This window comes from Microbacterium psychrotolerans (assembly GCF_031085295.1).
Lineage (GTDB): Bacteria > Actinomycetota > Actinomycetes > Actinomycetales > Microbacteriaceae > Microbacterium > Microbacterium psychrotolerans.
Map to the genome: position 1 here is coordinate 207,118 of NZ_JAVFWO010000003.1, position 24,751 is coordinate 231,868.

A 24,751-nucleotide genomic window follows, 5' to 3' on the forward strand; every position below is an offset into this window, starting at 1 on the left:
GCCGGGGAAAGGGGGCGCGATGGCACGGTCGAGACGACGGCGGCGGTACGACATCGGACACGAGCCGTGGCTGCTGCGCGAGTACGGTGGCGCGCCGATGTGGGTCATCTGCCTGGCGGCGGCATTCCTCGTGGCCGTCGGAGTGCTGTGGGCGGTGGTCGGCTGATGACCGATGCGCCTACGCTCGCGCCCGCGGCCCCGACGACCGCGGCCGTCGCGGCCGTGGATGTCAGACGAGGCCAGAGACGCGGCATCCGCCTGCTCGTCGCTTATGCCGTCGTGCTGATGCTGATCGCGTTCTGGCCCGTCCCCGTAGATCGGGGTGCATCAGGCTTCCTGCGTTCGATCTCCACCGCCGTGCCCTGGTTGACCTATGACGTGATCGAGACGACCGCGAACGTCCTGCTGTTCGTGCCGTTCGGAGTGCTGCTGGCGCTCGCGCTTCCTCTCCAGCGTGGACTGGTGGTGCCGCTGGCGCTCGCCACGACCCTGGTGATCGAGTCGGGGCAGGCGCTGTTCCTCGCCGAACGCACGCTGAGTCTGCGTGACGTCGTCGCGAACGTGATCGGCGCGGCCATCGGTCTCGTGATCGCGATGCTGATCGAACGGCGCAAGACTCCGCGATGACGGATGCCGCGGGACCGCTGTTGACGAGGGGCCTTGACGAGCCCGTCCGGCAGGGCCACGATATGCGCTAATCGGGGGTTTTCCGGGGATCGGTGGGGGGCCGTGATGCCTGGTCGGGGACGTGTTGCGACGGCTGCGGGCGCCGTGGGCGGCGGCGCCGCTTCGGTGGTGCTCGTCCCGACGACGGCAGCGTCCGCGGTCGACCGCACCTGTGACGCCGCTGTCGCCCTCGCGGAAGGGGGCGGCGACGACGCACTGCGCGTCGCCGCTGAACTGCTCGAGAACCAGGGGTGGAGCGCTGCCCAGATCGCGACGTGTCTGGCGCCGGCGAAGTCGCCGTCGCCGCAGTACACCGAGATCAGTCTCGGAGACCTCTGGGAGGCGTTCACTGAGAACGTCGAAGTGCTCCTGCCGATCGCCGCCTTCGTCGGGGTGTTCGCTCTGGTGCTGCTGGCGCTGGGGCGCCTGCTGGCACTCGTACCGGGTCTGCGGAACCCGCGATCATCGCGTGGCTGGCGGATCTTCGCGTGGATCGCGGGGCTCTCGCTGGCTGTGATCGTCCCCGCGCTCATCGCGCTGCGTGGCATGTGGGTGATGGCGCAGGGCGGTCCAGCGGGTCGAAGGGACGTCGACGCCGACGGATTCACGTACGGGCAGTTCATCCACGCTGTGCTGTGGCGGTCGGGCGCGTGGTGGCTGCTGCTGCTGCTGTTGGTGTTGACGGTGGCGACCCTGACGTTCGCGTTCGCTACGCGTCAGGGCGTCACCATCAAGCTCGAGGGCAAGGACGACGGCAAGAGTCTCGACACCGCCCACGTGATGGCGGCGATGGACGGGATGGCGGGGCGTACCAATCGCGGGCTCGAGTTCCCGGTCGGTACCGATCTCACCACCGCGGCCAGCGCCGTGACCGAGCTCTCCGACAACAAGTTCGTCGCGACGTTGCAGGTCGGTGTCAGCGCCATCCTCGGATCGACGCCGTGGCGCGTCACCGTCGAGAACGAAACGGAGAAGGCAGCGTCGGTCACGATCTCCCGGAACGGCGCTCTGATGAAGGCCAAGCGGATCAAGGTCGGCGACGACCTCGCGGGCGTCACCGAGCTCACGTCTGCAGAGATGCTCGCGGCGCGCATCGCCGGCGAGCTGATCGCGACGTTGCGATCCAAGTACCGTTCGGAGTTCGATGCCAACCTGTCGGGGGCGACCGACGGCGAGTCGATCGCGCTCCACTACATCGCCAGTAACGCGCTCACCGCCAGCCGCGAGGCGCGGGGCCGCGGCATCACCATCCTCGCGCGTGCGGTCGAGCTGGATCCGCATAATCGCGCCGCATGGACGACACTCGCGAACTTCGCGTACCGCGACCCGACGATCCACCGCCCTGACAACCCTCGTCCGCATGTCGAGTACCGCGAGTTCCTCGACAGAGCGATCCTCGACGAGCTGGCGCGCTGCCGCAACGCGTGGGACGTCGTCTACGAAAGCATCAGCGAGGGTCGAGCGATTCGACGCCACGGCGACGGCGATCTCTCGAAGCTCGAGCGTGCACGCCGCCGTGTACGGATCTCCCGCATGCGCAACAACGGCCTGCTGATTCGTCTGCTGCAGACGCGGGTGGTCGCCGGGGTCAACGCCAAGGCGGCGGGCGCCGGTATCGCCGACGGAGCTGCGCAGGATGTATCCGATCGCGAGTACATGCGGCTGCGCCGCGACACCTTCGGTGGCCCGCTGTCGTGGCGTGAACCGCCGAAGACGGCGATCCGTCGACGCCAGCTGCTGCTTCTCGACGAGTTCCGGTATCAGCCGACGCATCCCGTGACGCTCGAGCCTCCGGACGTGCTCCATCACCCGGCGTTCCGCGACGAGCTGCGGGCATGGCGCGCGGTCGCGAGGCGCAGCGGAAGTGGCGCATCCGTCGAGGAGGTTCTCATCGAGTGCGAGGACGCCGCGCTCAGTGCGAGCGGCGACTACTCACACGACCCCGGAGTCGCATACTCCGTCGCCTGCTACCGCGCGCAGCTGTGGAAGGACCGCATGCAAGGGAGGACCCCATGACAGCCCCCACCGGCACGAATCAGACGCCCGTTCCGGATCCGACACTGCCGTCAACCGCCGCCGCCGTGCGGGATGCCGCAGCCGGGCTTCCGACCGCGGTCGCCGGCTTCGCGCTCACGGACGAGAAGCTCCGCGAGGTCGCGACCGCCTACAACGGAATCCTGGCCGCGCTCGGGGACTTCGACGCGCTGCTGCGGGACCAGGTGAAAGGCGATCCGCTTGCCAAGTCGATCAACGAACTGCTGCCTGTCGCCGCGCTGAGCGAGGGCCTGCGCGAGTGGTTCCCCGTCGACCCGGAGATGACGGTGGTGCGCGGCACCGTTCTGGTACCCGCGGGCATGACAGCGAAGAAGGCGGACCCGGCCCCTGAGAAGAAGGCCGAGGAAGAGTCGATGGTCGTGCTCGTGAAGCGGCTGCTCGGGCACCTCACCGAGTAGCTCTCTCCCCCGTGTCAGCCGTCACCACCCCGCCGGGGCGTGGCGTCAGCGGCCGAAGTAGCTGCGGGCGTCGCGCGTGCTCAAGAGGATCAGCCCGATCAGCGACAGCAGCGAGCCGCCGATCACGGACCACAGGCTGGCGCCGGAGAAGATGCCCAGCACCTGCAACACGATGGTGATGGCGAAGACGATCATCGCGATCGTGCGGGCGGTGGGGTTGCCGCGCCAGAGGCCGACGCCGACGGCGAGGGTGATGGCGCCGATGATGAGGCTGATCCAGCCGAGGATCGCCGGCCAGGTGATGAAGAGACCGGCGATGATCACGAAGATCGACCCGACGATCTGCAGGAAGCCGGAGATCCAGGCGATGATGGCGACGAGCGTGACGCCGAGCGGGCGCTGAGTCATGGGTGAGTCCTCCGTGGCGAGACAGAATTCTGCGGACGGCTCCAACGTAGCGGTCGTCTGCCGTCGTGCACGCGTTTCACGCTGAGTCGCTCCGTCTCGTGCTCGTGCTCGTGCTCGTGCTCGCGCTCGCGCTCGCGCGCGCGCTCGGGCTCGGGCTCGGACTCGCGCGCTCGCGCTCGGGGTCCTACTCGGACTCGCGCTCGCGCTGAGGCCTGCTGCGTTCAGAATGGTGCGACGGTTTCGTCGCCCGGCACGAAGACGACGCGCTGCGGAGGATGGTCGAGATAAGGCCGGCCGGCCGGACTGGTCCATTCCAGCGTGCCGCCGGGCAACTGGCGCACCGTCCAGTCGGTCGCGTGCTTCAACGTGTGATGTCGTTTACACAGGCAGGCGAGGTTGCGGATGTCGGTCGGCCCGCCTCGAGCGTGGTCGTGCGTGTGATCGTCATCGCACAGTCGCGCCGGCCTTCGGCATCCGGGGAAGCGGCAGTGCGGATCCCGGGCTCTGAGGTACCGCTGCTGCGCCGCCGAGGGTTGGTAGCGGTCGACCGCGAGGACCATGCCGGTCACCGGTTCGGTCATCACGCGGTCCCAGCCCGGCGCGTCGCCGGCGAGGCGTCGTGCGGTGGCGGGGTCGACAGGCGCGATGCCGTCGAGTTCGGCGCCGCCGCTCGTGACGCCGGTCAGCGTCGTGACGGGCACCGTGATCTGCACGGTCGCGCGGATCGCCCCGAGTCCGCCGGGCGCGGCGTCCAGGGTCGGGTCGATCACCGGAGCGCCGGTGAGGAGCATGTCGGCGACGAGGTCGGCGCGGATCTGGTCCATCGTCCGCTGGTCGTACCAGACCTCTTCTTCTTCTTCTTCTTCTTCTTCTTCGTCGGGCTCGCTCTCACAGCTGCTGCCGGGCGCACCTGAGGTCGCAGCATCCGTCGCCTCGCCCGTCGTTCGCACCTCGTGGCGCCGGGCGGCGTCGACCCGTTTGATGAGCTTGGCCTGCTGCGTGGTGCGGTCGATGATGCCGTGGGCCAGCGCTGTCGGCAGCAGCTGGTTCAGGAGCGACATCCCGTCGTCGAGGTCGGTCACCCAGATGCGGCGGCCCTGCACCGCGAGATCGTGGCGCTCTTGAAGGGTGAGCGGGTTGCGGATGTCTGCCTGCTGCCGGGCGTAGGCACGGGTGCGTGCGGCCGTGGTCGTCTCGGCATACTCCAGAACCGCCTGTTCGAACTCCGCCCGTGCCGCCGGCTCGTCGATGGCGCCGCCGCAGTCGAGGATCGCGCTGACGTGGCCCCGCGAGATGCGCCCGTCTTCGAGGGCGGCCACGGTGGCCTCGAACGACGTCGTGAGTCGATGAGCGTCCCACATGTGCGACTGCATCGTGCGGTCGTTGACCTTCACGGCGAGTCCGAGCTCGGCCGCCAGCGCGCGGAGGGGCATGTCGCGCTCCTTCGAGCGTGTCGACGAGATGCGCGCCTGCTGCGTCTCAGCCAGGGCGAACGCGTCGGCCAGGAGACGCAGCTTGCGGGCGTGGAGAGCAGCCTCTTCGGCGTGAATGCGGGCAGCTCCGCAGCGAAGTCTCCGGCGCGCTGCGCCTCGACCTCGTCGCGTTCCGCGTCGTCCACGATGTGCCCTTCCGCCGCGCCATGCGCGACCGTTCCCGAACGGGATGATTCGACCGGACCGCGGGGCACAACGCGGTCAGATCTCGGCGGAAGAACCGGATGCCGGTGTCCTTCGCTAGATCCATCATGGCGGGGGCCTCCGACATTGCGGCGGCCGCCCCGCTTCGGGCCGACACAGCCTGGGCGCGTGCCAAACGACGCCCTTGTGCCGGATCCGGCCGCCCCCGTGTCAGCGGGGACCGCAAGAGGACGACGTGGCGGTAGGCCGCCCCGGCTACCCTCGGATGCTGTCGATGTGGTCGCGGTACCAGGCGACGGTGCGGTCAAGCCCGTCTGCGAGCGAGATCTTCGATGTCCAGCCGGCGTGTGCGAGTTTCGAGACGTCGAGCAGCTTCTGCGGGGTTCCGTCGGGCTTGGTGGTGTCCCACTGCGTCTCGCCGTCGAACCCGACCACGCCGGCGATCGTCTCGGCGATCTCGCGGATGGTGACGTCCGAGCCGGTGCCGACGTTGACCTGCTCCGGCCCGTCGTAGTGCTCCAGGAGGTGCAGCACGGCATCCGCCATGTCATCCGCGTGCAGGAATTCGCGCCGCGGCGTTCCGGTGCCCCAGTTCGTCACCGACGCCGCGCCGGACTTCGCCGCCTCGTCGTAGCGGCGGATCAGCGCGGGCAGCACGTGCGAGCCGTTCGGGGAGAAGTTGTCGTTCGGCCCGTACAGGTTCGTCGGCATCGCCGAGATCCAGGGGAGCCCGTACTGGCGACGCACGGCCTGGATGTTCAGGATGCCGGCGATCTTCGCGATCGCGTACGCGTCGTTGGTCGGTTCGAGATGGCCGGTGAGCAACGAGTCCTCGCGGATGGGCTGCTCGGCGAACTTCGGATAGATGCACGACGACCCGAGGAAGGCGACTCGTTCCACGTCGTTTGCGAGTGCGGCGTCGAGCACGTTCGACTGGATGCGGAGGTTGTCGCTGAGGAAGTCGACCGGGTAGGTGCTGTTCGCGAGGATGCCGCCGACCTTCGCGGCGGCGAGCACGAGGTACCGCGGCTTGATGTCGGACATGTAGGCGAAGACCGCCTCACGGTCCTTCAGGTCCAGCTCTGCGGAGGTCTTGCCGACGACATCGGTGAAGCCCTCGGTCTTCAGCTTTCGAACGATGGCCGATCCCACGAGCCCGCGATGGCCTGCCACGTAGAAGGTGGCGTCCCGGTCGAGCTGCGCCGGGGCGTACTGCACGGTGTCGGTCGCGGCCGTCACCTGGCGACCAGTGATGGTTCGGACGTCCAGGAGACCAGGTTGACGGCGTCGATCCACTCCGGACGCTTGTCCAGCGCCTCCACATCTGCGTCGACCATCAGCTCGGCGACCGCCGTCCCGTCGAGTGTGGTCTTCCAGCCGAGCTTCTCGTGGGCTTTCGTGGGGTCGCCGATGAGTGCGTCCACCTCTGTCGGACGCAGATACCGCTCGTCGAACTTGACGAACTCCTGCCAGTCCAGGCCGACGTGCCCGAATGCCGCCTCGAGGAAGTCTCGGATCGTGTAGCCGATGCCGGTGGCGAGCACGAAGTCCTCCGGCTCTTCGACCTGCAGCATCCGCCACATCCCTTCGACGTACTCGGCCGCGTACCCCCAGTCTCTGATGGAGTCGAGATTGCCGAGATAGAGGTCCTTCTGCTCACCGGCCTTGATCCGGGCGACCGCGCGGGTGATCTTGCGCGTGACGAAGGTCTCTCCACGGCGGGGTGACTCGTGATTGAAGAGGATGCCGTTCACCGCGAACATGTCGTACGCCTCGCGGTAGTTCTTCGTGATCCAGAAGCTGTAGAGCTTGGCTGCGGCATAGGGAGAGCGCGGATAGAACGGCGACTGCTCGTTCTGGGGTGGAGGCGTTGCTCCGTAGAGCTCCGACGTAGAGGCCTGGTAGAACTTCGTGTCGATGCCCGAAAGGCGTACCGCCTCGAGCAGTCGGATCGTGCCGATGCCCGTCGTGTCGGCGGTATGCACAGGCTCGTCGAACGACACCCTCACGTGCGACTGAGCCGCGAGGTTGTAGACCTCGTCCGGATGGATCTTCATGAGCAGAGTCACCAGGCCCGCCCCGTCGCTGAGATCCCCATAGTGAAGGAACAGTCTCGCGCTCGGGTCGTGTGGATCGACGTAGAGATGGTCGATGCGATGCGTGTTGAAGGTCGACGCACGGCGTATGAGACCGTGGACCTCGTACCCCTTTCCGAGCAGCAGCTCGGCGAGATAAGAGCCGTCCTGACCGGTGATACCGGTGATGAGTGCACGCTTCACGTCGTACTCCGTCCCCCAGCGACTCGCGGAGGCCGTACGGCAGTCTCCGCACAAGTCACGGAATCCGCGACGCCGGCAGCCAGGCTCGGTGAACCTGTCGGGAGCTGTCACACCGTCGAGAACAGTGCGACGATACCGCAGTCCGCCCGAGGAAAATAGGCCTCTCGTCAGGCGCTCTCGACGACGACCGCCGCCGAGGTGTCAGCTTCGACGGCGATCGCGACGCGGGTTGAGCGCTACGGGCGGCCCATGCCGTAGTAGGTCCATCCGGCGGCGCGCCAGGCGGCGGCGTCCCATCCGTTGCGGCCGTCGATGACGACGCGGCCGTTGGTGAGAGTCGCGGCGTGTTCGGGGGTGAGGTCGCGGCGGTATTCGTCCCACTCGGTGACGAGCACGATGGCGTCGGCTTCACGGAGCGCTTCGTCGCGATCGGCGACGTAATTCAGCTGCGGGTGCAGGCGCTGTGCGTTCTCGATGGCGGCGGGGTCGGTGATCGTGACCCAGGCGCCGAGACCGTGCAGGCGGATGGCGACGTCGAGGGCGGGGGAGTCGCGGATGTCGTCGCTGTAGGGCTTGAAGGCGGCGCCGAGCAGGGTGACGTTCTTCTTGAACACCGAGCCGCCGAACGCGTTGATGACGAGATCGACGGCGCGGTCGCGGCGGCGGAGGTTGATCGCGTCGACTTCGCGGAGGAAGGCGACGGATTCGCCACGCCCGAGCTCTTCGGCGCGGGCGGAGAACGCGCGGATGTCTTTGGGGAGGCAGCCGCCGCCGAAGCCGATCCCGGCGCCGAGGAAGCGGCGGCCGATGCGCACGTCGTGTCCGATCGCGTCGGCGAGCTGTGTGACGTCGGCTCCGGTGACCTCGGCGATCTCGGCCATCGCGTTGATGAACGAGATCTTCGTCGCGAGGAACGCGTTGGCGGCGACCTTGACGAGCTCGGCGGTGGCGCGGTCTGTGACGATGAAGGGCGTCTCCTTGGCGACGGCCGGGTGGTAGACCTCGCGCAGGATGTCGGCGGCGGCGTGGCCGTCATCGCCTGAATCGACGCCGACCACGAGCCGGTCGGGATCGATGGTGTCCTTGACGGCGTAGCCCTCGCGCAGGAACTCGGGGTTCCAGACCAGCGTCGCCCCGGTCGCTTCGATGCGCGGTGCGAGGTCTGCGGCCGTGCCGACGGGCACCGTCGACTTGCCCGCGACGACGTCGCCGGGCGACAGGTAGGGGAGCAGGCCGTCGACGGCCGCGTTCACGTAGGTGAGGTCGGCGGCGTAGCCGTCCTTCTGCTGCGGTGTGCCGACGCCGATGAAGTGCACTTTCGCGCCGGCTGCCTCGGCCATGTCGGTCGTGAACTTCAGGCGGCCCGACTCGACTCCGGCGGTGAGCAGTTCCTGCAGGTCTGGCTCGAAGAAGGGTGCTTCGCCGCGCGAGAGGGCGTCGACCTTCCGCCGGTCGACGTCGATGCCGACGACGTCGTGGCCGATCGAGGCCATTGCCGCCGCGTGGACAGCGCCGAGGTACCCGCAACCGATGACAGACAGACGCATGGGAGTGCCCTTCCAGGGATGGGACTAGGCCGTCGTCCGGACGGACGACGGGAAACGGGAAGGGGCGGCGGTGACCCAGCTGACAGCGATCCTCGCATGAGTGACGCCCGATGCGGGAGTCAGCACACCGCGAACGGCGTGGTTGTGACGCAGATCGGCGACCGCGAGCTCCCGGAAATCCAGTGCGAGACCCGCGCCGACCGCCTTGGCGTAGGACTCCTTCACCGCCCACAGCTGGGTGAGCCAGGCCCTCCGGCCTGTGGACTCCAGGCCGTCGGCGTGCCGGCGTTCCGTCGGCGTGCAGAGGCGACGCACCAGCGCGGGCTGGTCGAATACCGGTGCGACGAGCTCGACGTCCACGCCGATGCGGCCGTGCTCGACGACGCCGACCACGAGCCGGTCACCGGCGTGGGCGATGCTGACGTCCAGCGTCGAGCCCTCGAGTCGTGGCTTGACGCCGCGCGGAGTCGCCTCGAACCCGCGCCAGGCGCGCCCCAGTCGCCCGGTGACGATGTCGCGCACCCACCTCCTCGCGGTCAGGTAGGAGGCGACTCGTGACTCGTCGAGCGAACCGAGGGTTGCGGCATCCGCCCCGAGGAGGTGGGCGGCGTCCTCGGGGTCGTGCTCGAGGTCGTCGCGCGAGGGGACGCGGCCCACCACGACGTGCACCCCCCGCGCCGAGACGAGACTTCGGCGTGCACCGCTCGCGGGGTCACTCGTCGACACGCTGGCGGATTCCCTCGGCGAGTTCGCGGATGGTGGGGTGATCCCAGACGATCGTCGGGTCGACCTCGAGCTCGAATTCATCCTCGATGTCTCCGCAGAGCGTGAGGGCGTAGACCGAGTCGAGCCCGAGTTCGGCGAGCGGCGTGTCGACGGTGAAGTCGTCTGCCTGCATCTTGCCATAGGCGACGACGCGTCCCGCGAGCCACTGCTCGATCTCGGTGGCGGTCAGCTGTGCGGGCATGGCGTCGTCCTTTCGCTGGTCACAGGGGCGTCACGGTCGCGCGTGCGGGACCGATCGCCATCTCCTCGCCGCGTGCGGCGCAGGCTTCGGCGTGGGCGACGAGCCGCGCCACGAGGTCGGTGGGAAGCGGAGGCTGTCGTCGCACCACACGTCCCCGGATGCGTCGGAGACACGCCTCCATCGCGAGGGGGTCGGCCGCGATCGCGTCTGAGCCGCGCGCCTGCCTCCAGCCGTCGATGACGGCTGCGGCCGCGGTGAGCAGCGCGACTCGATGCGCCAGCTCGAGCGTCTGGTGCGGGTCTGCCCCCGCGCGGCCGCCCGCTGCCGGCCGGGTGAGCGTCTCGACCGCCAGGGCTGCCAGCGCGGCGTGCACCTCGGCGGCGCCGGGGAAGTCGGAAGCGATCGCTGCGGCAACATCCGGACGAAGGAGCGCGCGCGGCGCCGTGGCGCCCGTGTCGTCGCCCCAGGCCTCCACTCCGGCGGATGCCGACGGCAGCGCGTCGGCGAGCTCGGCTACGAGGGTGGGCAGTGCGGCGAGGTCGCGCACATGCTGCTCGATGAGCTCGAACGGGGCGATCCGCGCGTAGAACGTCGAGCCGGCAAGCACCGACACCTGCTGTGCCGCCTCGGTCAGCAGCAGGCACGACAGGTGCGCGCTCAACGCGACCGCGACGGGGGCGCCCGGCGCGTGCGCGTCCGCCAGGCACACGGCGGCGCTGCTGAGCGCGTCGGCGGTGAGGGCGTCCGCCAGAGCCGCCGCCAGCAGCGAGCGGGCATGCGGGATGTCGAGTACGGTCCCGCCGTAGAGCTGACGGCTGCGGGCGTAGTGCACGGACTCGCGCAGCGCGGCGTCGAGCGCCCCGAGCGCAGCCGCCGGCACGGCGGCCCGGATGGCCAGGGTTCGGGCGACACCATCCATCGGGAGGATGTCGGATGCCGGGGCGTGCGGCGCGTCGAACCGATAGTTCCGGAGCGCGCTCGTCACCACGTGGTCGCCGTCGGAGATGGGATGCCCGACGGCGAGGCGTCCTGTGAGCGGCTCGAGCGCGTCGAGTCCGGCCGAGACGTCGCGCTGGAAGGCGGGACGCGCGTGCTCCACACTCTCGGCGATGCTCACGTTCGCTCCGTCCACGCGGGCAGCAGCGTGACCGCGCCGCTTCCGCCGGCATGCGCGCGCAGCGCGGCGTCGAGGAGGGCGTCCGCGACCGCGGTGTCGACGGGATCCGCCCCGAGCCGGTACGCCACGCGCTGCAGCACGGCCGCGAGCCACGCGTCGCTCTCCCCCAGCGGACCCGGGATCGCGCCCGCCCGTGCGAGATGGACGGCCAAGGCGCACGCGGCCCCGAAGCCGAGCGCGAATCGTTCGGCGAGGTGGAAGGCGAGCGGATCGGGCTGCGACTGCCGGGGTAGGTCGCGGGCCTCGTCGAGCAGCGCGGTGTATTCGTCGCGGATCCAGCGCGCCGCGTCCACCACGGCACGGGAGGTGCGACCGTCGTCCACCGCGTCGACGAGCGCCGGCAGCGAACGCAGCAGACGTGAGCCGTGCCGGGTGACCAGGCGCAGCGACGCCGTGTCGAGCGCGCCGTGGGGCACGTCCGTGCGGAGCGGCGCGAGCACCTCCGCCAGCGGCGGCGGTGTTGCCGGACGCAGCTGGTTGGGCAGCTCGTTGATGATCATGTTGAGGTTGACCACCGAGTTGCCGTCGAAGATCCCGACGACGCGGCTGTCGCGCGCGGCCTTCTGGAATGCGCCGAAGGCGGACGGATGCAGGCCGTCCGAACCCTCCGAGCCGACGACGATGGCTCTCGGCCCCAGCAGACGGGTGAGGTCGCGGAAGAGCAGGTCGGCGGTGTCGGGGCCGAGGAACTTCACCAGCGCGCTCACGAGCGCCATCTCTGCGGGGACGGCGTGCGCCGAACGCACGCCGACCAGCATCAGGCACTCGACCAGGAGGGCGTCGGCGACGGCGATGCCCAGCGCACGCCGGGACGCGGGCGAGTCGAGCAGGCGGCCGCGGGCGCCGTCCGGCAGCGCGGCGGCGTCCAGCGCCGTATGCAGCGCGCGATCGACGGCTCCCATCGACAGGCCCGTCGTGAACGGGCGGGTCAGCTGCAGGCTCTTCAGCACGATCTCGAGTCCGTGCCCGGCGGGCCCGACGAGGGCGTCCGCACCGACCACGGACCCATCGAACCGGATGCCGGCGAGGTTCGCGCCGCGCAGGCCGTGCGAGGCGACCTTGGCTTCGTACCCGATCGTGGCAGGGTCGGCCTCGTCCTTGTCGACCAGCACGAGCGACAGCGAGCGCGGCCCGGGCCGTTCGTCGGAGCGGGCGAGCACGGTCATCGCCCGGCAGCGGACAGCGTTGTTGATCGGCCACTTCCCGCCGTCGACGCGTACGCTTCCGGGGCCGATCCGCACGGACGTGGCCGATCGCGAGAGGTCCGAGCCCCGGCCGCGTTCGGTGAGCCCCCACGACACCGGCTGCCCGGTGTCGACGAGGCCCGCCATGCGGGTCGCGATCTCGCCGCCCGCGACCCACGCGCTGATCGCCCCGAGGAACGTCTTGCCGTGCACGGCGGCGACGGTGAAGTCGCGCCGGGCGAGGTGGCGGATCATGAGCAGCGGCACGAGTGCGTCGCCGAGCATCCCGCCGTGAGCCGCGGGCACGTACCACTGCTGCAGCCCGAACGCGGTGACGGCCGCGATCTCGTCCTCCGGAAAAGCCGACCTCTCGTCGAGCAGCACCGATCGTCTCGTCGAGACGACTGCCTCGTCGTCGGCGGGGTCCCCGAGGAACGCGTCGAACGCGCGCACGGGGGCGAGCGTGCCGGCGTCCGCGCCGACCGCGACCGCGGTCATGCCGGAACCGTTTCGAACCCGTCGAGGTGGACGAGCTGCAGTCTTTGCTGGTGGAGAAGCCGGCGCGTGAGTGCGCGCTGCACCTTGCCGCTGGTGGTCCGCGGCAGCGTGCCCTTGCGGATCAACGCCACGCCCAGGGCGGGCAGCGTGAACTCCGTCGCGACCCGGGCGCGCAGCGCCGTAGCGAGCGCATCGAGGTCTTCGGCGGTCGCCGAGGGATCCACCTCCGCGACGATGCCCACCTCGGGCGCCGCGCCGGGGCGTTCGAACGCCGCGCTGAGGCATCCCGCGCCCAGCAGCTCCGCCGCGCTGTGCTCGAGGTCCTGGGGATAGATGTTGCGCCCGCGGACGATGATGAGGTCTTTGAGGCGGCCGGTGATGACGAGCTCGCCGTCGACCATCGCGCCGAGGTCGCCGGTACGCAGGTACACCTCGTCGGCGACGCCGGCGAGGGTCGCGCCGAATTCCGCCGCCGTCTCGTCTGGCCGGCGCCAGTAGCCCTGCGTCACACTCGTGCCGCGCACCCAGATCTCGCCGATCCTTCCGTCGCGGAGCTCCGCCGCCGCGGCGGGATCGACGATCGCGATGTCCATGCCCGCACCGGGCCGGCCGCACGGCACCAGCTCGGCGGTGCGCTCGCCGGGGCTCGCCGGCGCGATCTCGTCGCGCTCGAGCGCATCGGCGCTGACGACGATCGCCCGTGGCGGCACGGTGTCGCGATGCGCGGTGATGAGCAGCGTCGTCTCGGCCATGCCGAATGCCGGCACGAACGCCTCGCCGCGGAACCCGGCCGGGGCGAACCGCGCGGTGAACGCGTCGAGCGTGTCCATCCGGACCGGCTCCGCGCCGGTGATCACCGTCTGCAGCGATGACAGATCGAGTTCGGCGAGCTGATCGTCCGTCACGAGGCGGCTGCACAGGGCGAAGGCGAAGTCCGGCCCGACGGTGTGGGTCGCCTTGTGCTCGCTGATCAGGCGCAGCCACAGCACCGGCCGGCGCAGGAACTGCGACGGCGACGTCATGTGCAGCGTGCCGCCGGCGAAGATGGGTTGCAGGATCTGTCCGATGAGGCCCATGTCGTGGTAGTGCGGCAGCCAGCCGACGGTGACGGATTCCGCCGTCAGGCCGACGATGTCGCCGATCGCCTGCTGGTTCGCGTACAGGTTCGCGTGCGACACCATGACGCCCTTGGGCAGACCGGTCGATCCTGACGTGTACTGCAGGATCGCGAGCGCCGACTCGTCGATGTCGGGCATGCTCCAGTCCTCCGGAGAGGCTGCGGCAGGTCCGTCGACGGCGATCACGGCGGCGTCGGCGATCGACGTCTCGCCGCGGAGGCCGAGTCCGTCCAGGGCCCCTGTCTCGGTGAGCACGGCCTTCGCCCCGGCGTCCTCGAGGATCGCGAGCAGGCGCTGGTGCACGGCATCCGCATTCCGCATCGCGGTGATCGGCACCGGGGCTGCCGCGACGCCCGCGTAGAGGCATGCGAGCAGCGCACGCACGAACGGAAGGCCCGGCTCGAATGCGAGGATCACGACGTCGCCGGGCACGAGTCCGGCTCGGACGAGCTCGACGGCGCGGGCCCGCGCATCGGCGTCGAGGTCGACGTACGACACCTCGGCGACGTCGACGGGGGAGCGATAGAAGCGGATGCCGCGGCCCGCGGCATCCATCGACGACCGGCGCAGCCTGCGCACGAACTCGGTCCCGATCTCTGCCGCGCCGCCCTCCCTCGCGGGCGCCACGCCCCGTGGCACGTGCACTTCACTCTCGGTCATCGCGGACTCCCCTCGGTCCTGACGCCTTCGCACCCCGCGAGTTCCGTCCACTCCCCACAGCCATACCAGCCGACGGATCCAGCGGCGACACTGCGGCACCCTCGTGGTACAGACTGACCGATGCAGGCGACGCCGCTGTTACACGCGCGTTAACTCTCCGGCACCGTCCTCGTGGTGCCGATCGCGGCGGCTAATCTGAGCGGCGTGGGGCGGATCAATGGGTATGGGGTGCTGCTGGGGGCGCAGCGGCTGCGGGACTCGGCGTACAGCCGGCTCGTCGCAGGCGGCTTCCAGTCGTTCGGTGCGGGCTCGCGCATCATGCTGCCCGCGCGCATCGCGAACCCCGACCGGATCTCCGTCGGCGCCGGCGTGCTCATCGGCGCGGGCTCATGGCTGATGGTCCCCTCGCGCGACGAGCCCGGGCCTGTGATCGAGCTCCACGACCGGGTGCGTATGCGGGGAACATCGATCTCGGCGGTGCGCAGCGTCGTCATCGAGGAGGCCGTGGGCATCGCGGCGGGGGTCTACATCTCCGACCACAGCCACGGCTTCGACCTCGTGGACGTGCCGATCCGCGACCAGCCCCTGACCGAAGCGCGCCCGGTGCGGATCTGCCGCGGCGCGTGGCTCGGCCAGAACGTCGTGGTGATGCCCGGCGTCACGATCGGGGAGGGGGTGGTCGTCGGCGCGAACGCGGTCGTCACCCGCGACATCCCGCCGCGAACGGTCGCCGTCGGCGCGCCGGCACGCGTGGTGCGAGAGCTGGTGCCCGGGTGACGGAAGCGGACTCGCGCATCCACCGCACGGCCGCCCGAAGCACAGCCGAAGGCACCGACGACTTCGTCTTCACCTTCTCCTTCGAGACCTACGCCGACGCCGTGCGTCGCGGCATGATGCGACCGCCGGATCGCATCGTCTCCAGCCTCATGCGCAGCTCGAACGTCGGCCGCATGGTGGTGGCGAACCCGTTCCGCTGGCTGCCCCGGGTGACGATGTCGCCGGTGCTCGACCGGGACGCCCGGTTTCCGGCATCCGATCGGATCTGGCTCCACTCACCCGCCCGCCGGCGGCGCGCCGACCGTCTCGATCCGACGGAGGTCGCCGCCGAGTACGCGGAGTATGACGCGTCGCTGCGTCGCGAGGCGGAGCGGCGCGGGCTCAGCGAACCGGTGGCGCTGACCTGCAATCCGCTCGTCGCCGGCTTCTCGCCCTTCGAGTGGACTCGTCAGACCACGTTCTTCGCGCGCGACGACTGGCTGAGCTCGCCGGGTCGCAGCGAGTACTGGCCGGCCTTCCGGGAGGCCTACCGTCGTATCTCGGCGTCGGGTCGCGGCGTGGTCGCCGTCTCGGCGCAGATCCTCGAGCGCATCGAGCCGACCGGGCCCCACGAGGTGGTCCCCAACGGCGTCGAGCCCGCGGAATGGCTGCAGGTGCCGCCGCCGGAGCCCGAGTGGCTCGCCCGCGTGCCGCGATCGCGGGCCGTGTACGTCGGCACGCTCGACAGCCGGCTCGACGTGGAGGGGATCGCCGATTTCGCGCGTGCCCGGCCTGACGTGCACACCGTCCTGCTCGGTCCGCTGCCCGACGCGGCGTACATCGCGCCGCTGCGGGCGCTGGCCAACGTGCATGTGCACGGCAGCGTCGGCCGCCGGGAGCTGATCGCGACGCTGCGCAACTGCGATCTGGCCCTTGTCGCGCACCGGCGGACGCCGCTGACCGAGGCGATGAGCCCGCTGAAGCTGTATGAGTACCTTGCCGCTGGTCTGCCCGTGCTGTCGATCGATCTGCCGCCCGTGCGCGACATCAGCGACCGCGTATGGCTGACGCCTGCCGTCTCGGACTTCGTCGACGTGGTGGACGACGCCCTGCAGGCGGGACCGGCAGACGAGGCGGCGCGGGTCGCCTTCGTCGAGGCGAACTCGTGGACCGCGCGCCACGAGCGGATCATCGCCCTCGCCCGCGGCTGCTGACGCCCCCGGTGTTTCGCGCGTGTCACGCGCGCCCGAAGGCTGTGTAAACAGGTGGTGACCTCGCTGGTATCGCCGTGGCGGCGCCGCTAGCGTGGCCTTCGCGAGCGGGGATCGCATCGACGGGCACTGGGGCCGATGGCCTCGTTATGCGTGTCGGTTGCGTTCTTTGGGGGTGCGCCCGTGTCATCTGCTTTTCTCGATCTTCGTTCGACGGCTCGACCGGCGTCTCCCGTCGAGCTGTTCTCGACGGTCGCCGAGATCGCTCCGCAGCCGCGCAGGCTGGGCTGGCGTCGCCGTCTCGCCTGGGGCATGATCGCGACGGATGCCGCGGCCATCGCGATCGCCGTGTTCACCGCGCAGCTCCTGAGGTTCGGCGACCCGGTTCGCGCCGGTGCCGTCTCGACGGCGGACGTCGCGTACGGGCTCATCAGCATCGCGCTCATCGTGGTCTGGCTGGTCGCGCTCGCCGCGACACGCAGCAGGCTGCTGCGCAACACGGGCACCGGCATGGTGGAGTACCAGCGCGTGCTGCAGTCGACGCTGCTCACCTTCGGCGCCTTCGCTGTCGTCGCCTACCTGTTCCAGCTGCAGCCGGCGCGCGGCTACCTGGCGATCGCGCTGCCCTTGGGGCTCATGCTGCTGATCGTGGGGCGCGGCGTGTGGCGCACGTATCTGCACGCGCTGCGGCGCGCGGGACGGTGCATGACGGGCGCCATCGTCGTCGGCGAGCAGGACGACGTGCTGCGCGTCGTGTCGCAGCTGCGCAGCCACTACCGCATCGGCTACCGCGCGATCGCCGTGAGCACGCCGGGCTCGCCGCACGCGGGCCCGGTCGAGGAAGCGACTGAGGTGCTGCCGTTCGTGCCGCTCGACGAGGTCGCACGGGTCTCGAAGAGCCGACGGGCGCGTGCGGTCATCGTGGCGGGGAGCCTGCCCGGCGGCAACGATGCGATCCGGCGGCTCGGATGGGAGCTCGAGAACTCGCAGGTCGAGCTGATCCTCATGTCGCGGCTCACCGACGTCGCCGGCCCACGCATCCATATGCGGCCCATCAACGGCCTTCCCATGGTGCATGTCGACCTGCCGCGGTACTCGGGGTACAGCCACGCGGTCAAACGGCTGTTCGACGTGTCGGTCGTCACGGTCGCGCTCGTGCTGTTCTCGCCGGTGTTCGCCGCCATCGCTGTGGCCGTCCGCCTCGGCAGCCCGGGTCCTGTGATCTTCCGGCAGGAGCGGGTCGGCGCCCACGGCGCGCGGTTCACAATGCTCAAGTTCCGCTCGATGGTGGTCGACGCTGAGGCGCGTCTGGCGCAGCTGCGCGCGCTCGACGAGGGCAACGGCGTGCTGTTCAAGCTGAAGGACGACCCGAGGGTCACCCGCGCCGGCCGATTCCTGCGTGCCTACTCGCTCGACGAGCTGCCGCAGCTGTGGAACGTCCTGCGTGGCGACATGAGCCTGGTCGGCCCGCGTCCGCCGCTGCCGAGCGAGGTGGAGCAGTACGAGGGCCCCGTGAGCCGCCGACTTCTCACCCGCCCGGGGATCACCGGACTCTGGCAGGTCAACGGCCGGTCGAACCTCTCGTGGGAGGACAGCGTGCGGCTGGATCTGTACTACGTCGAGAACTGGTCGATCACCGGCGACATCGTCGTCCTCGCGAAGACCGCCAAAGCCGTCCTTCACCGCGACGGCGCCTACTGAACCACCCGAGAGGTCGTAGGAATCATGTCAGGTCTCATCGTCCAGGAGTGGATAGAACGCTCGGGCGGCGCCGAACAGGTGCTGGACGCCTTCCGGCTGGCGTTGCCCGACTCACGGATGTTCGCGCTGTGGAGCGATGACGGCGAGCGGTTCCCCCGCAGCACGGTGCACGAGTCGTGGATGGCCCGCACGCCGCTGCGCCGCCACAAGGCGATGGGGCTGCCCCTCATGCCGGCGACGTGGCGGGCGGCGACGGTGGGCTCGCTGCCGGACTGGGTGCTCACGAGCAGTTACGTCTTCGCCCACCACTGCGACTTCGGCACGCGGCGCGACGGTGTGCCCAAGTTCTCATACGTGCACTCGCCCGCGCGCTATCTGTGGGAGCCCGAGCTCGACGGGCGCGGAAGCTCCGCGGCGCTCGCCGCCGCGCGGAGCGTGCTCAAGCGCGTGGACCGCGCAGCGGCGGCGCGCGCCGGCGATCTGGCGGCGAACAGCGAGTTCGTGCGCCGACGGATCCTCCGCGCGTGGGAGCGCGACGCGCGGGTGATCCACCCGCCGGTGAAGGCCCGCGAGATCATCGAGGGCGGGGACTGGGCCGACGCGCTCACCGGCGAGGAGCAGGCGGTGCTCGAGGCGCTCCCCGAGCGCGGCTACCTCATGGCGGCGTCGCGACTGGTGCCGTACAAGCGCCACGACGCGGTGATCCGGATGGGCGATCGGCTGGGCGTGCCGGTGGTCGTGGCGGGCACCGGGCCCGCACGCGACCACCTGAAGGTGCTCGCCGCGTCGGCGTCGGTGCCCGTGCACATGCTGGGGTTCGTGTCGGACGCTCTCATGCGGGCGCTGTTCCAGCGCGCGCTCGCCTTCGTGTTCCCGCCGGTCGAGGACTTCGGCATCATCCCCGTCGAAGCGATGGCGGCAGGATGCCCCGTCATCGTGAATCGCGTGGGCGGCGCCGCCGAGTCGGTGATCGACGGCGTGACCGGCTTCACGGTCGATCCGGACGACCCGGTCGAGCTCGCCGCGGCGGTGGCGGGCCTGGACCGCATCGACCCGGCCGCCGCGCGGGAACGCGCCGCGGAGTTCGACATCTCGCGCTTCGTCGCCGAGGTGCGGACGTGGGTGCTGGGCGAGGGCGCGACGGATGCCGCAGCCTCCGGGCCGCGGACGGGTTCGGCGTCCATGGGATCCGCCGCGATGCGGGCGTCGGCTTAGCGCGCCGGGTCGGGTCAGGCGGCGGCAGGCTCGGGGAGGGGCCGGCCGAACAGCGCCGCCTCGGCGTGCGGGTAGCCCGACGCCCAGTCGGCGCGACGCCGCCAGACGGTCGTCCACGGCCGGTTCGCCCGGCGTGTCACGGTCTCGAGGGTGGCGCGCACGGCGACACCGGTCTTGAGCAGCAGCACGCCGACGGCAGCTCGTCGCGGCGACCAGGTCTTCTCGAGGTACGTGACCTTGCCTGCGAGCACCATCGAGCCCTTCGAGCTGCCTGCCGACGACCCGCCAACGGTGTGGATGATCGCCGCCGGCGGATAGACGACCCGCGCCATGCCCCGTGCGGCCGCCCGCATGCTGAACTCGGCGTCCTCGCCGTAGAGGAAGAAGTCCTCGTCCATGCCACCCAGTGCGATGAAGTCGTCGCGGCGGATGAGCAGCAGGCACCCGGTGATGATCGGGACCTCGCGGATCGTGTCGCGCGACCACGTGCCCAGCGACTCGGGGTCGAACAGGCGGGAGCGCCGGAAGACGGTCGACAGCATCGTCGCGTACATGCTGAGCGACCAGAGCGTCGGCGCGCCCCAGCACGACGAGGGCTCGAGCGTGAGGTCGGCGCGCAGCGTGCGCCCGCCGACGATGCGGTACTGCGGATTCTCGCGGGCGAAGCGGATCAGCCGGGGGAGCGAGTGCTCGAGCATGAGCGCGTCGGGATTGAGCAGCAGGACGAACTCGCCGCGGGCGAGGGCGGCTCCACGGTTGACCGCGCGGGCGAAGCCGAGATTCTCGCCGGCCTCGATCACATCGATGCCCGGGTGCGCCGCCCGCAGCGCGGCCGCACTGCCGTCCCGCGATCCGTTGTCGACCACGACCACCTGCGCGTCGACACCGCCGAGGTACGAGAGCACCGAGCCGACGCACGCGACCGTGTCGTCGCGGGTCTCGTAGTTCACGATGACGACGGTGACGTCGGTGGCCGGGGTCTGCACGGGCGGTTCTCCAAACGGCTGTCGCGGCGGATGCCGGTGCTCAGAGCGGCACGGGGGCGAGGTCTTGCGAGCTCACGGCGCGCCAGCGCCGCGCGGTGTCGAGGGTGGAAGCACGCAGCGAGGTGGGCTCGCACACGATGGCGAGCCCGCGGTCGCCCAGGAACCGCGCGAGCTCCTGCTGGTGCGCGTCGACATGCTCGCCGTGCTCGACCGAGCGCGGCGCGAGCACCGGCACCTTGCCGGCGGAGAGCGCGGCCAGGGCGGTGCCGGTGCCGGCGTGCCCGATGATCACGTCGGAGCGCCGCAGCGCCGCGCCGAGCTCACTCGAGGGCAGCGACGAGACCGCCGTGATCGGAAGGTCCGACACGTCCGTGGCGCCGACCTGCCACAGCACCTCGACGTCGCCGTCGAGGTCGCTGAGAGCGGCGCGGGCGCCGTCCACGAGCCGTCGGTAGCCGAAGTCGCCGTTCCCGCCGACGGTGACCACGGCGCGGCGGATCGGCGCGGGGTCGTCGACGGGTTCGACGTGGAAGCCGTCGAACACCGACAGCGCGTACCGCCACCGGGCGTTCACCGCGTGCGGGTACTGCACGTAGCGGTCGACCCACGGCACCCGCTCCATCACCTTGCCGGTCGCCGAGATCCCGGTGACGCGCGTCGCACTCTCGATGTAGGTGAACGGCACGCGCCGCGCCGACGCGGGCACGAGCGCCGACAGCGCGATCTGGGCGCCTGTGCTGATGACGCGGTCGACGCGATGATCCCGCATCGCCTGCAGCGCGATCCCGGTGTCGCGCATGACACCGGAGTAGTCGCGCGGCGGCCGGGTGGGCACGTGGTAGACCGTCTGGCCCTCCAGCAGCGACCGGCTCTGCGCGGTGTCGTCGGTGAGCCAGACGACGTCGTCACCGTCGGCGACGCGGGGGGCGAGCATGGTCAGCTGCGTGAGGTGGCCGCCTGAGATCGCGACGAGGAGCGTGGTCATGATGCGGCCTCCACGAGGGTGTTCCAGGCGATCTCGGCGATCACCTGCTGGCCCGCCACCGAGGGGTGGAAGTGGTCGATGGACGAGATCTCGGCGGGCGAGAACTCATAGGCGAAGACGGCGCCGCCGTCCGAGACGCAGGCGCTGTCGGCAGCGCACACCTCGGCGATGACGGCATTGAGCTCGTCGGTGCGCGCGGCGACGGCGTCGCGCCGCTCGGTGGCGGCCGCGTCGGTCGCGGCGGCGTCGCCGAGCAGGTTGCTGCAGGACGGACTGCTGTCCCAGATCTGACGGGTCCCCTCGTCGTCGCGGCCGACCTCCCACAGCCGGTGGAGGTCGGGTATCGACAGCGCGAGCACGCGCGCGTCGGGCAGGCCCTCGCTCAGTGCGGCAAGCAGGGCTGTGTACGACGCCCGGAAGTCCTCGACGCTCGTCATGCCGTCGACGTCGGCGGCGCAGACGTCGTTGCCGCCCAGCAGCACCAGCACGAGTTCGGGCCCGGCCGCGACCACCTCGTCGACGCGCGCGACCGCGTCCGCGACCGTGCCGCCGTCCTTCGCGGCGTTGACGGTGTCGGGAACGCTGCCGTTGGCTGCGCCGATGCGCATCGCGACAGAGCCGACGGCGGGTTCGTCGCCGGTGGCCCAGCTCGCGGCGGTGCAGCGCCCGGGCTCGGCACAGGCGTTCACGCCCAGGGTCATCGAGTCTCCCAGCGCGCCGATCGTGGCGACTTGCGAGAGCGTGGGACTCGACTCGAGCTCGTCGAGGTCGACCGGCTCGGGTGCGGGCGCCCCCGCGCAGGCGGTGAGCACCGCCAGGAGGAGTGCGATCGCGGCGGTCGTCGCGGCTGGTCTTCTCATGCCATCACCCGGCTCGTGTCGTCTCGGTTCCAGGTCCGTGTGCGCGCGCGAGCGATGTCGCGACGGGCGAGCACGTTGGGCAGCGTCCAGCTCACGCAGTACACGGCGAAGGACACCCAGAGGCCCGGCCGTGCCGCGACCCGTCGTGCGAGCCCGCCGCGGGAGGCGGCCGAGGGCCGTGCGGCGTCCTCGTGCTGCATCCGGTCGGGCAGCTCGCGGTTGCCACGGGCGATGCGGACCGAGCGGCGCAGGTGCGCGCGCATGTCGGCCGCCGAGCGCACACTGAACGAGTGGTCCACGAGCATCGCGCGCTCGGCGGGGGCGAAGAGCTGCTGCACGAACCGGTCGTCGGCGACGACGTCGGGCCACGCGTCGAACCTGGCGCGGCCGGCCCGCGTCAGCGCGTACACCCCCGAGCCGATGTGGTCGCTGCGGCGGTAGTCGCTGAGTTCCCAGATGCGGTAATGCTGACGCACGAGCCACGACGCTCCGGAGGTGTCGACGTGCAGGCGAGGAGATGCGACCTCGATGCCGGGCGCGTCGAGGGCGTCGGCGAGTGCCAGCAGGGCGTCGGGGCCGATCCGCACGTCGGCGTCGACGTAGGCGCGGGGGAAGACGGACGCGGCGTCGTCACCGGCCTGCAGCGCCCCGATCTTCGAGGCCTCCGGCGTTTCGACGACCTGGACGCCGTCGTACGCGCGTGCGCGGGCGGCGGTGTCGTCGGTGCATCCGTTCGCCGCGACGACGATCTCGAACTCGTCCCGCCGCTCCGACGCGCACAGCACGCCGAGGATGCGGTCGATCACCGCGCCCTCGTCGTGCGCGGGGATGACGATGCTCAGGCGCGCGGTCATCGGCCGGCCTCCGGGGTCCATGCCGGCTTCGGCGCCGCGGCCGTGCGCGATCCCTCGGTGACGACCCACGCGGCGACCGCGAGCAGCATCATGTGCACGAGGAACGACTGGAAGAAGCCGAACGCGTCGAAGAAGAACAGCGCCGCGCTGTAGCCGGCGATCGAGACGGCGAGGGCGAAGGCGAGCAGCGCGTGCCGCGGCTCGGCCGCCCAGCGGAGAGCGTAGACGAGGAGCATCACGACCGGCGCGAGCATGAAGACCGCGTAGCCGATCACGCCGAGGGCGCCGCCTTCCATCAGGACGCTGAGCACCTGGTTGTCGAGGATGAACGAGTTCGCGTCGTCGCCGACGACGATGCGACTGCCGAAGCCCTGACCGAAGAAGGGGTACTGGCGCACTTCGACGAAGGCGGGTTCCAGGTCGGCGAGACGCCCCGCACCCGTCATCCCCGCCGATGTGTACTGCGACGCGATGAGCGTGTCGACGTCGAGGAACGACAGCAGCATGGACTCGACCTGGGCCGGCACGAGGAACATCGCGAGCAGCAGCGCCGGCACCGCGAACGCCGCCAGCAGCAGCGCGACCTTGGGGCGCAGCACCAGGGTGAGCAGGAACATCACGCCCATCACCACGACGGCCGTGCGCGAGATGGCGGCGATGATGCCGCCGAACACGAGGACCGTGCCGATCCCGTAGGCGATGCGCCGGTTCCACACGTTGCGCGGCCAGATGGCGTACTTGGCCAGGTAGATGAGGATGGGCAGGAACATGCACAGCATGACCGCGAGGGCGATCGGATGCTGCGCCGAGCCGTACGCGCGGTTCACCCCTGCCCGGGTGGCGTCGCCGCCGTCGTCACGAAGCACCACCAACGGCAGGAAGTTCGCGAGCATCAGGAACACATTGGTGCGCGCTACGCGCTCCAGGATCGCGAAGAAGGCCACGATCACGGCCATCCACGTGAGCACCATGAGGAAGCCCATCACCATGCGCTCGCTGGTCAGCAGCTGGCGCACCGAGAAGAACACCGACAGCAGGACGCCGAGCTGGAAGAAGCCCGACAGCGCCGTGGTGGCCAGCCCCTCGTTCACCAGCCGCGTGCCGTTCGCGATGAACGACACCAGCAGGGTCGCGAGGAAGATGCCGATGGGCCAGCCGAAGGCGACGGGCCGCCAGCGCCGCGACCGGTCGAACAGGAACGCGAGCCCGAGCGCGGCGATCGCGACGAAGATCATGAGGCGGTATGCCTCGAGCGCGAACGGCAGGGGGATCGGCAGCGCGTAGCGGCGGGCCGGGATGAACATGATGGTCGCCGCGAGCAGGAACAGCAGCGCCGGCCACGTGAACAGGATGCGACGCAGCAGCACGATCAGCGCGATGCCGAGGAGGGCGGCGCCCACCGCGATGGGCGGGAGCAGGATCACCCCGGCGATCACGATCGCGGCGAACAGGATCGCGATCCCGGCGACGGTGGCCCACCGGGGCCGTGCTCCGTCGCCGGGCGCGACCTCAGCGGGTGGAGCGTCGGTCTTGTCGGCGGGTGTGACGGGCGGTGCGCTTCCGGACGACATGTCGTGGCTCCGAACCCG

The 24,751-nt window shown here is 70.5% G+C and carries 24 protein-coding genes; 9 read left to right on the forward strand and 15 right to left on the reverse strand.

Annotation, left to right across the window (positions count from 1 at the left end):
- The first annotated feature begins 19 nt into the window (after positions 1–19).
- From Q9R08_RS10090 to Q9R08_RS10105, 4 genes are all read left to right on the forward strand, one after another.
- Positions 20–166: a hypothetical protein gene (locus tag Q9R08_RS10090; RefSeq protein ID WP_308867870.1), complete on the forward strand. Its 147-nt coding sequence runs from the start codon at positions 20–22 to the stop codon at positions 164–166.
- Complete coding sequence (locus tag Q9R08_RS10095) at positions 166–627, forward strand: VanZ family protein (protein WP_308867871.1); 462 nt, start codon at positions 166–168, stop codon at positions 625–627. Before Q9R08_RS10090 ends, Q9R08_RS10095 begins: the two co-directional genes overlap by 1 nt.
- Before the next feature lie 105 nt (positions 628–732).
- A complete protein-coding gene (locus Q9R08_RS10100) occupies positions 733–2,682 on the forward strand; it encodes a hypothetical protein (protein ID WP_308867873.1) in 1,950 nt (649 codons plus the stop codon).
- Positions 2,679–3,119 carry a hypothetical protein gene (locus tag Q9R08_RS10105; protein WP_308867874.1) on the forward strand — a complete coding sequence of 147 codons (441 nt, stop codon included), beginning with the start codon at positions 2,679–2,681 and terminating at the stop codon, positions 3,117–3,119. Before Q9R08_RS10100 ends, Q9R08_RS10105 begins: the two co-directional genes overlap by 4 nt.
- Positions 3,120–3,164: 45 nt before the next feature.
- Here Q9R08_RS10105 and Q9R08_RS10110 read toward each other — a convergent pair whose 3' ends face one another.
- A complete protein-coding gene (locus Q9R08_RS10110; protein WP_308867875.1) occupies positions 3,165–3,527 on the reverse strand; it encodes a hypothetical protein in 363 nt (120 codons plus the stop codon).
- A 65-nt stretch (positions 3,528–3,592) separates the two neighbouring features.
- Between Q9R08_RS10110 and Q9R08_RS10115 the strand changes: the two genes are divergently transcribed.
- Positions 3,593–3,736 carry a hypothetical protein gene (locus Q9R08_RS10115; protein ID WP_308867876.1) on the forward strand — a complete coding sequence of 48 codons (144 nt, stop codon included), beginning with the start codon at positions 3,593–3,595 and terminating at the stop codon, positions 3,734–3,736.
- Positions 3,737–3,748: 12 nt separating this feature from the next.
- Here the strand turns inward: Q9R08_RS10115 and Q9R08_RS10120 are convergent, their stop codons facing one another.
- The 9 genes from Q9R08_RS10120 to Q9R08_RS10160 all read right to left on the reverse strand — a co-directional run bounded on the left by Q9R08_RS10120 (position 3,749) and on the right by Q9R08_RS10160 (position 14,594).
- The gene (locus Q9R08_RS10120) at positions 3,749–5,194 is read right to left on the reverse strand and encodes an HNH endonuclease signature motif containing protein (RefSeq protein WP_308868475.1); all 1,446 of its coding nucleotides are present in this window, start codon (positions 5,192–5,194) and stop codon (positions 3,749–3,751) included.
- A gap of 225 nt (positions 5,195–5,419) precedes the next feature.
- Positions 5,420–6,403, reverse strand: a complete 984-nt coding sequence (locus tag Q9R08_RS10125) for a GDP-L-fucose synthase family protein (protein WP_308867877.1) — start codon at positions 6,401–6,403, stop codon at positions 5,420–5,422.
- The gene (gmd, locus tag Q9R08_RS10130) at positions 6,400–7,443 is read right to left on the reverse strand and encodes a GDP-mannose 4,6-dehydratase (protein ID WP_308867878.1); all 1,044 of its coding nucleotides are present in this window, start codon (positions 7,441–7,443) and stop codon (positions 6,400–6,402) included. The genes Q9R08_RS10125 and gmd overlap by 4 nt, the downstream gene beginning before the upstream one ends.
- A 236-nt stretch (positions 7,444–7,679) precedes the next feature.
- Positions 7,680–8,990 carry a UDP-glucose dehydrogenase family protein gene (locus tag Q9R08_RS10135; protein WP_308867879.1) on the reverse strand — a complete coding sequence of 437 codons (1,311 nt, stop codon included), beginning with the start codon at positions 8,988–8,990 and terminating at the stop codon, positions 7,680–7,682.
- A gap of 24 nt (positions 8,991–9,014) precedes the next feature.
- Entirely contained in the window at positions 9,015–9,716 is a 702-nt protein-coding gene (locus tag Q9R08_RS10140) for a 4'-phosphopantetheinyl transferase family protein (protein WP_308867880.1), read from the reverse strand.
- Positions 9,703–9,957, reverse strand: a complete 255-nt coding sequence (locus tag Q9R08_RS10145) for an acyl carrier protein (protein ID WP_308867881.1) — start codon at positions 9,955–9,957, stop codon at positions 9,703–9,705. The genes Q9R08_RS10140 and Q9R08_RS10145 overlap by 14 nt, the downstream gene beginning before the upstream one ends.
- A gap of 19 nt (positions 9,958–9,976) precedes the next feature.
- On the reverse strand, positions 9,977–11,074 hold the full coding sequence (locus Q9R08_RS10150; protein ID WP_308867882.1) for an acyl-CoA dehydrogenase family protein: 1,098 nt from the start codon (positions 11,072–11,074) through the stop codon (positions 9,977–9,979).
- Positions 11,071–12,816, reverse strand: a complete 1,746-nt coding sequence (locus Q9R08_RS10155) for an acyl-CoA dehydrogenase family protein (protein ID WP_308867883.1) — start codon at positions 12,814–12,816, stop codon at positions 11,071–11,073. The genes Q9R08_RS10150 and Q9R08_RS10155 overlap by 4 nt, the downstream gene beginning before the upstream one ends.
- The gene (locus tag Q9R08_RS10160) at positions 12,813–14,594 is read right to left on the reverse strand and encodes a fatty acyl-AMP ligase (RefSeq protein WP_308867884.1); all 1,782 of its coding nucleotides are present in this window, start codon (positions 14,592–14,594) and stop codon (positions 12,813–12,815) included. Before Q9R08_RS10160 ends, Q9R08_RS10155 begins: the two co-directional genes overlap by 4 nt.
- A 204-nt stretch (positions 14,595–14,798) precedes the next feature.
- On the opposite strand from Q9R08_RS10160, the gene Q9R08_RS10165 reads away from it, so the two are divergent.
- From Q9R08_RS10165 to Q9R08_RS10180, 4 genes are all read left to right on the forward strand, one after another.
- On the forward strand, positions 14,799–15,371 hold the full coding sequence (locus Q9R08_RS10165) for an acyltransferase (RefSeq protein WP_308867885.1): 573 nt from the start codon (positions 14,799–14,801) through the stop codon (positions 15,369–15,371).
- Entirely contained in the window at positions 15,368–16,564 is a 1,197-nt protein-coding gene (locus Q9R08_RS10170; protein ID WP_308867886.1) for a glycosyltransferase, read from the forward strand. Before Q9R08_RS10165 ends, Q9R08_RS10170 begins: the two co-directional genes overlap by 4 nt.
- A 180-nt stretch (positions 16,565–16,744) precedes the next feature.
- Positions 16,745–18,262, forward strand: a complete 1,518-nt coding sequence (locus Q9R08_RS10175) for a sugar transferase (protein WP_308867887.1) — start codon at positions 16,745–16,747, stop codon at positions 18,260–18,262.
- Positions 18,263–18,286: 24 nt separating this feature from the next.
- On the forward strand, positions 18,287–19,477 hold the full coding sequence (locus Q9R08_RS10180; protein ID WP_308867888.1) for a glycosyltransferase: 1,191 nt from the start codon (positions 18,287–18,289) through the stop codon (positions 19,475–19,477).
- Between the two features lie 14 nt (positions 19,478–19,491).
- On the opposite strand, the gene Q9R08_RS10185 is transcribed toward Q9R08_RS10180, so the two are convergent.
- The 5 genes from Q9R08_RS10185 to Q9R08_RS10205 are packed head-to-tail and all read right to left on the reverse strand — an operon-like array spanning position 19,492 to position 24,733.
- Positions 19,492–20,463 (reverse strand): glycosyltransferase family 2 protein, encoded by a 972-nt coding sequence (locus tag Q9R08_RS10185; RefSeq protein ID WP_308867889.1) that lies wholly within the window; start codon positions 20,461–20,463, stop codon positions 19,492–19,494.
- 40 nt (positions 20,464–20,503) lie between these two features.
- A complete protein-coding gene (locus Q9R08_RS10190) occupies positions 20,504–21,448 on the reverse strand; it encodes a glycosyltransferase (protein ID WP_308867890.1) in 945 nt (314 codons plus the stop codon).
- The gene (locus Q9R08_RS10195) at positions 21,445–22,308 is read right to left on the reverse strand and encodes an SGNH/GDSL hydrolase family protein (protein WP_308867891.1); all 864 of its coding nucleotides are present in this window, start codon (positions 22,306–22,308) and stop codon (positions 21,445–21,447) included. The genes Q9R08_RS10190 and Q9R08_RS10195 overlap by 4 nt, the downstream gene beginning before the upstream one ends.
- Positions 22,305–23,162: a glycosyltransferase family 2 protein gene (locus Q9R08_RS10200; protein ID WP_308867892.1), complete on the reverse strand. Its 858-nt coding sequence runs from the start codon at positions 23,160–23,162 to the stop codon at positions 22,305–22,307. The genes Q9R08_RS10195 and Q9R08_RS10200 overlap by 4 nt, the downstream gene beginning before the upstream one ends.
- Positions 23,159–24,733, reverse strand: a complete 1,575-nt coding sequence (locus tag Q9R08_RS10205; protein ID WP_308867893.1) for an O-antigen ligase family protein — start codon at positions 24,731–24,733, stop codon at positions 23,159–23,161. The genes Q9R08_RS10200 and Q9R08_RS10205 overlap by 4 nt, the downstream gene beginning before the upstream one ends.
- Between the last annotated feature and the right edge of the window lie 18 nt (positions 24,734–24,751).

Excerpts from the sequence above, each read along its gene's own strand:
- Q9R08_RS10090 (WP_308867870.1), top strand. The coding sequence starts at position 20 with ATGGCACGGTCGAGACGACGGCGGCGGTACGACATCGGACACGAGCCG.
- Q9R08_RS10095 (WP_308867871.1), top strand. The coding sequence starts at position 166 with ATGACCGATGCGCCTACGCTCGCGCCCGCGGCCCCGACGACCGCGGCC.
- Q9R08_RS10100 (WP_308867873.1), top strand. The coding sequence starts at position 733 with ATGCCTGGTCGGGGACGTGTTGCGACGGCTGCGGGCGCCGTGGGCGGC.
- Q9R08_RS10105 (WP_308867874.1), top strand. The coding sequence starts at position 2,679 with ATGACAGCCCCCACCGGCACGAATCAGACGCCCGTTCCGGATCCGACA.
- Q9R08_RS10110 (WP_308867875.1), bottom strand. The coding sequence starts at position 3,527 with ATGACTCAGCGCCCGCTCGGCGTCACGCTCGTCGCCATCATCGCCTGG.
- Q9R08_RS10135 (WP_308867879.1), bottom strand. The coding sequence starts at position 8,990 with ATGCGTCTGTCTGTCATCGGTTGCGGGTACCTCGGCGCTGTCCACGCG.
- Q9R08_RS10145 (WP_308867881.1), bottom strand. The coding sequence starts at position 9,957 with ATGCCCGCACAGCTGACCGCCACCGAGATCGAGCAGTGGCTCGCGGGA.
- Q9R08_RS10155 (WP_308867883.1), bottom strand. The coding sequence starts at position 12,816 with ATGACCGCGGTCGCGGTCGGCGCGGACGCCGGCACGCTCGCCCCCGTG.
- Q9R08_RS10160 (WP_308867884.1), bottom strand. The coding sequence starts at position 14,594 with ATGACCGAGAGTGAAGTGCACGTGCCACGGGGCGTGGCGCCCGCGAGG.
- Q9R08_RS10180 (WP_308867888.1), top strand. The coding sequence starts at position 18,287 with ATGTCAGGTCTCATCGTCCAGGAGTGGATAGAACGCTCGGGCGGCGCC.
- Q9R08_RS10190 (WP_308867890.1), bottom strand. The coding sequence starts at position 21,448 with ATGACCACGCTCCTCGTCGCGATCTCAGGCGGCCACCTCACGCAGCTG.
- Q9R08_RS10195 (WP_308867891.1), bottom strand. The coding sequence starts at position 22,308 with ATGAGAAGACCAGCCGCGACGACCGCCGCGATCGCACTCCTCCTGGCG.
- Q9R08_RS10200 (WP_308867892.1), bottom strand. The coding sequence starts at position 23,162 with ATGACCGCGCGCCTGAGCATCGTCATCCCCGCGCACGACGAGGGCGCG.
- Q9R08_RS10205 (WP_308867893.1), bottom strand. The coding sequence starts at position 24,733 with ATGTCGTCCGGAAGCGCACCGCCCGTCACACCCGCCGACAAGACCGAC.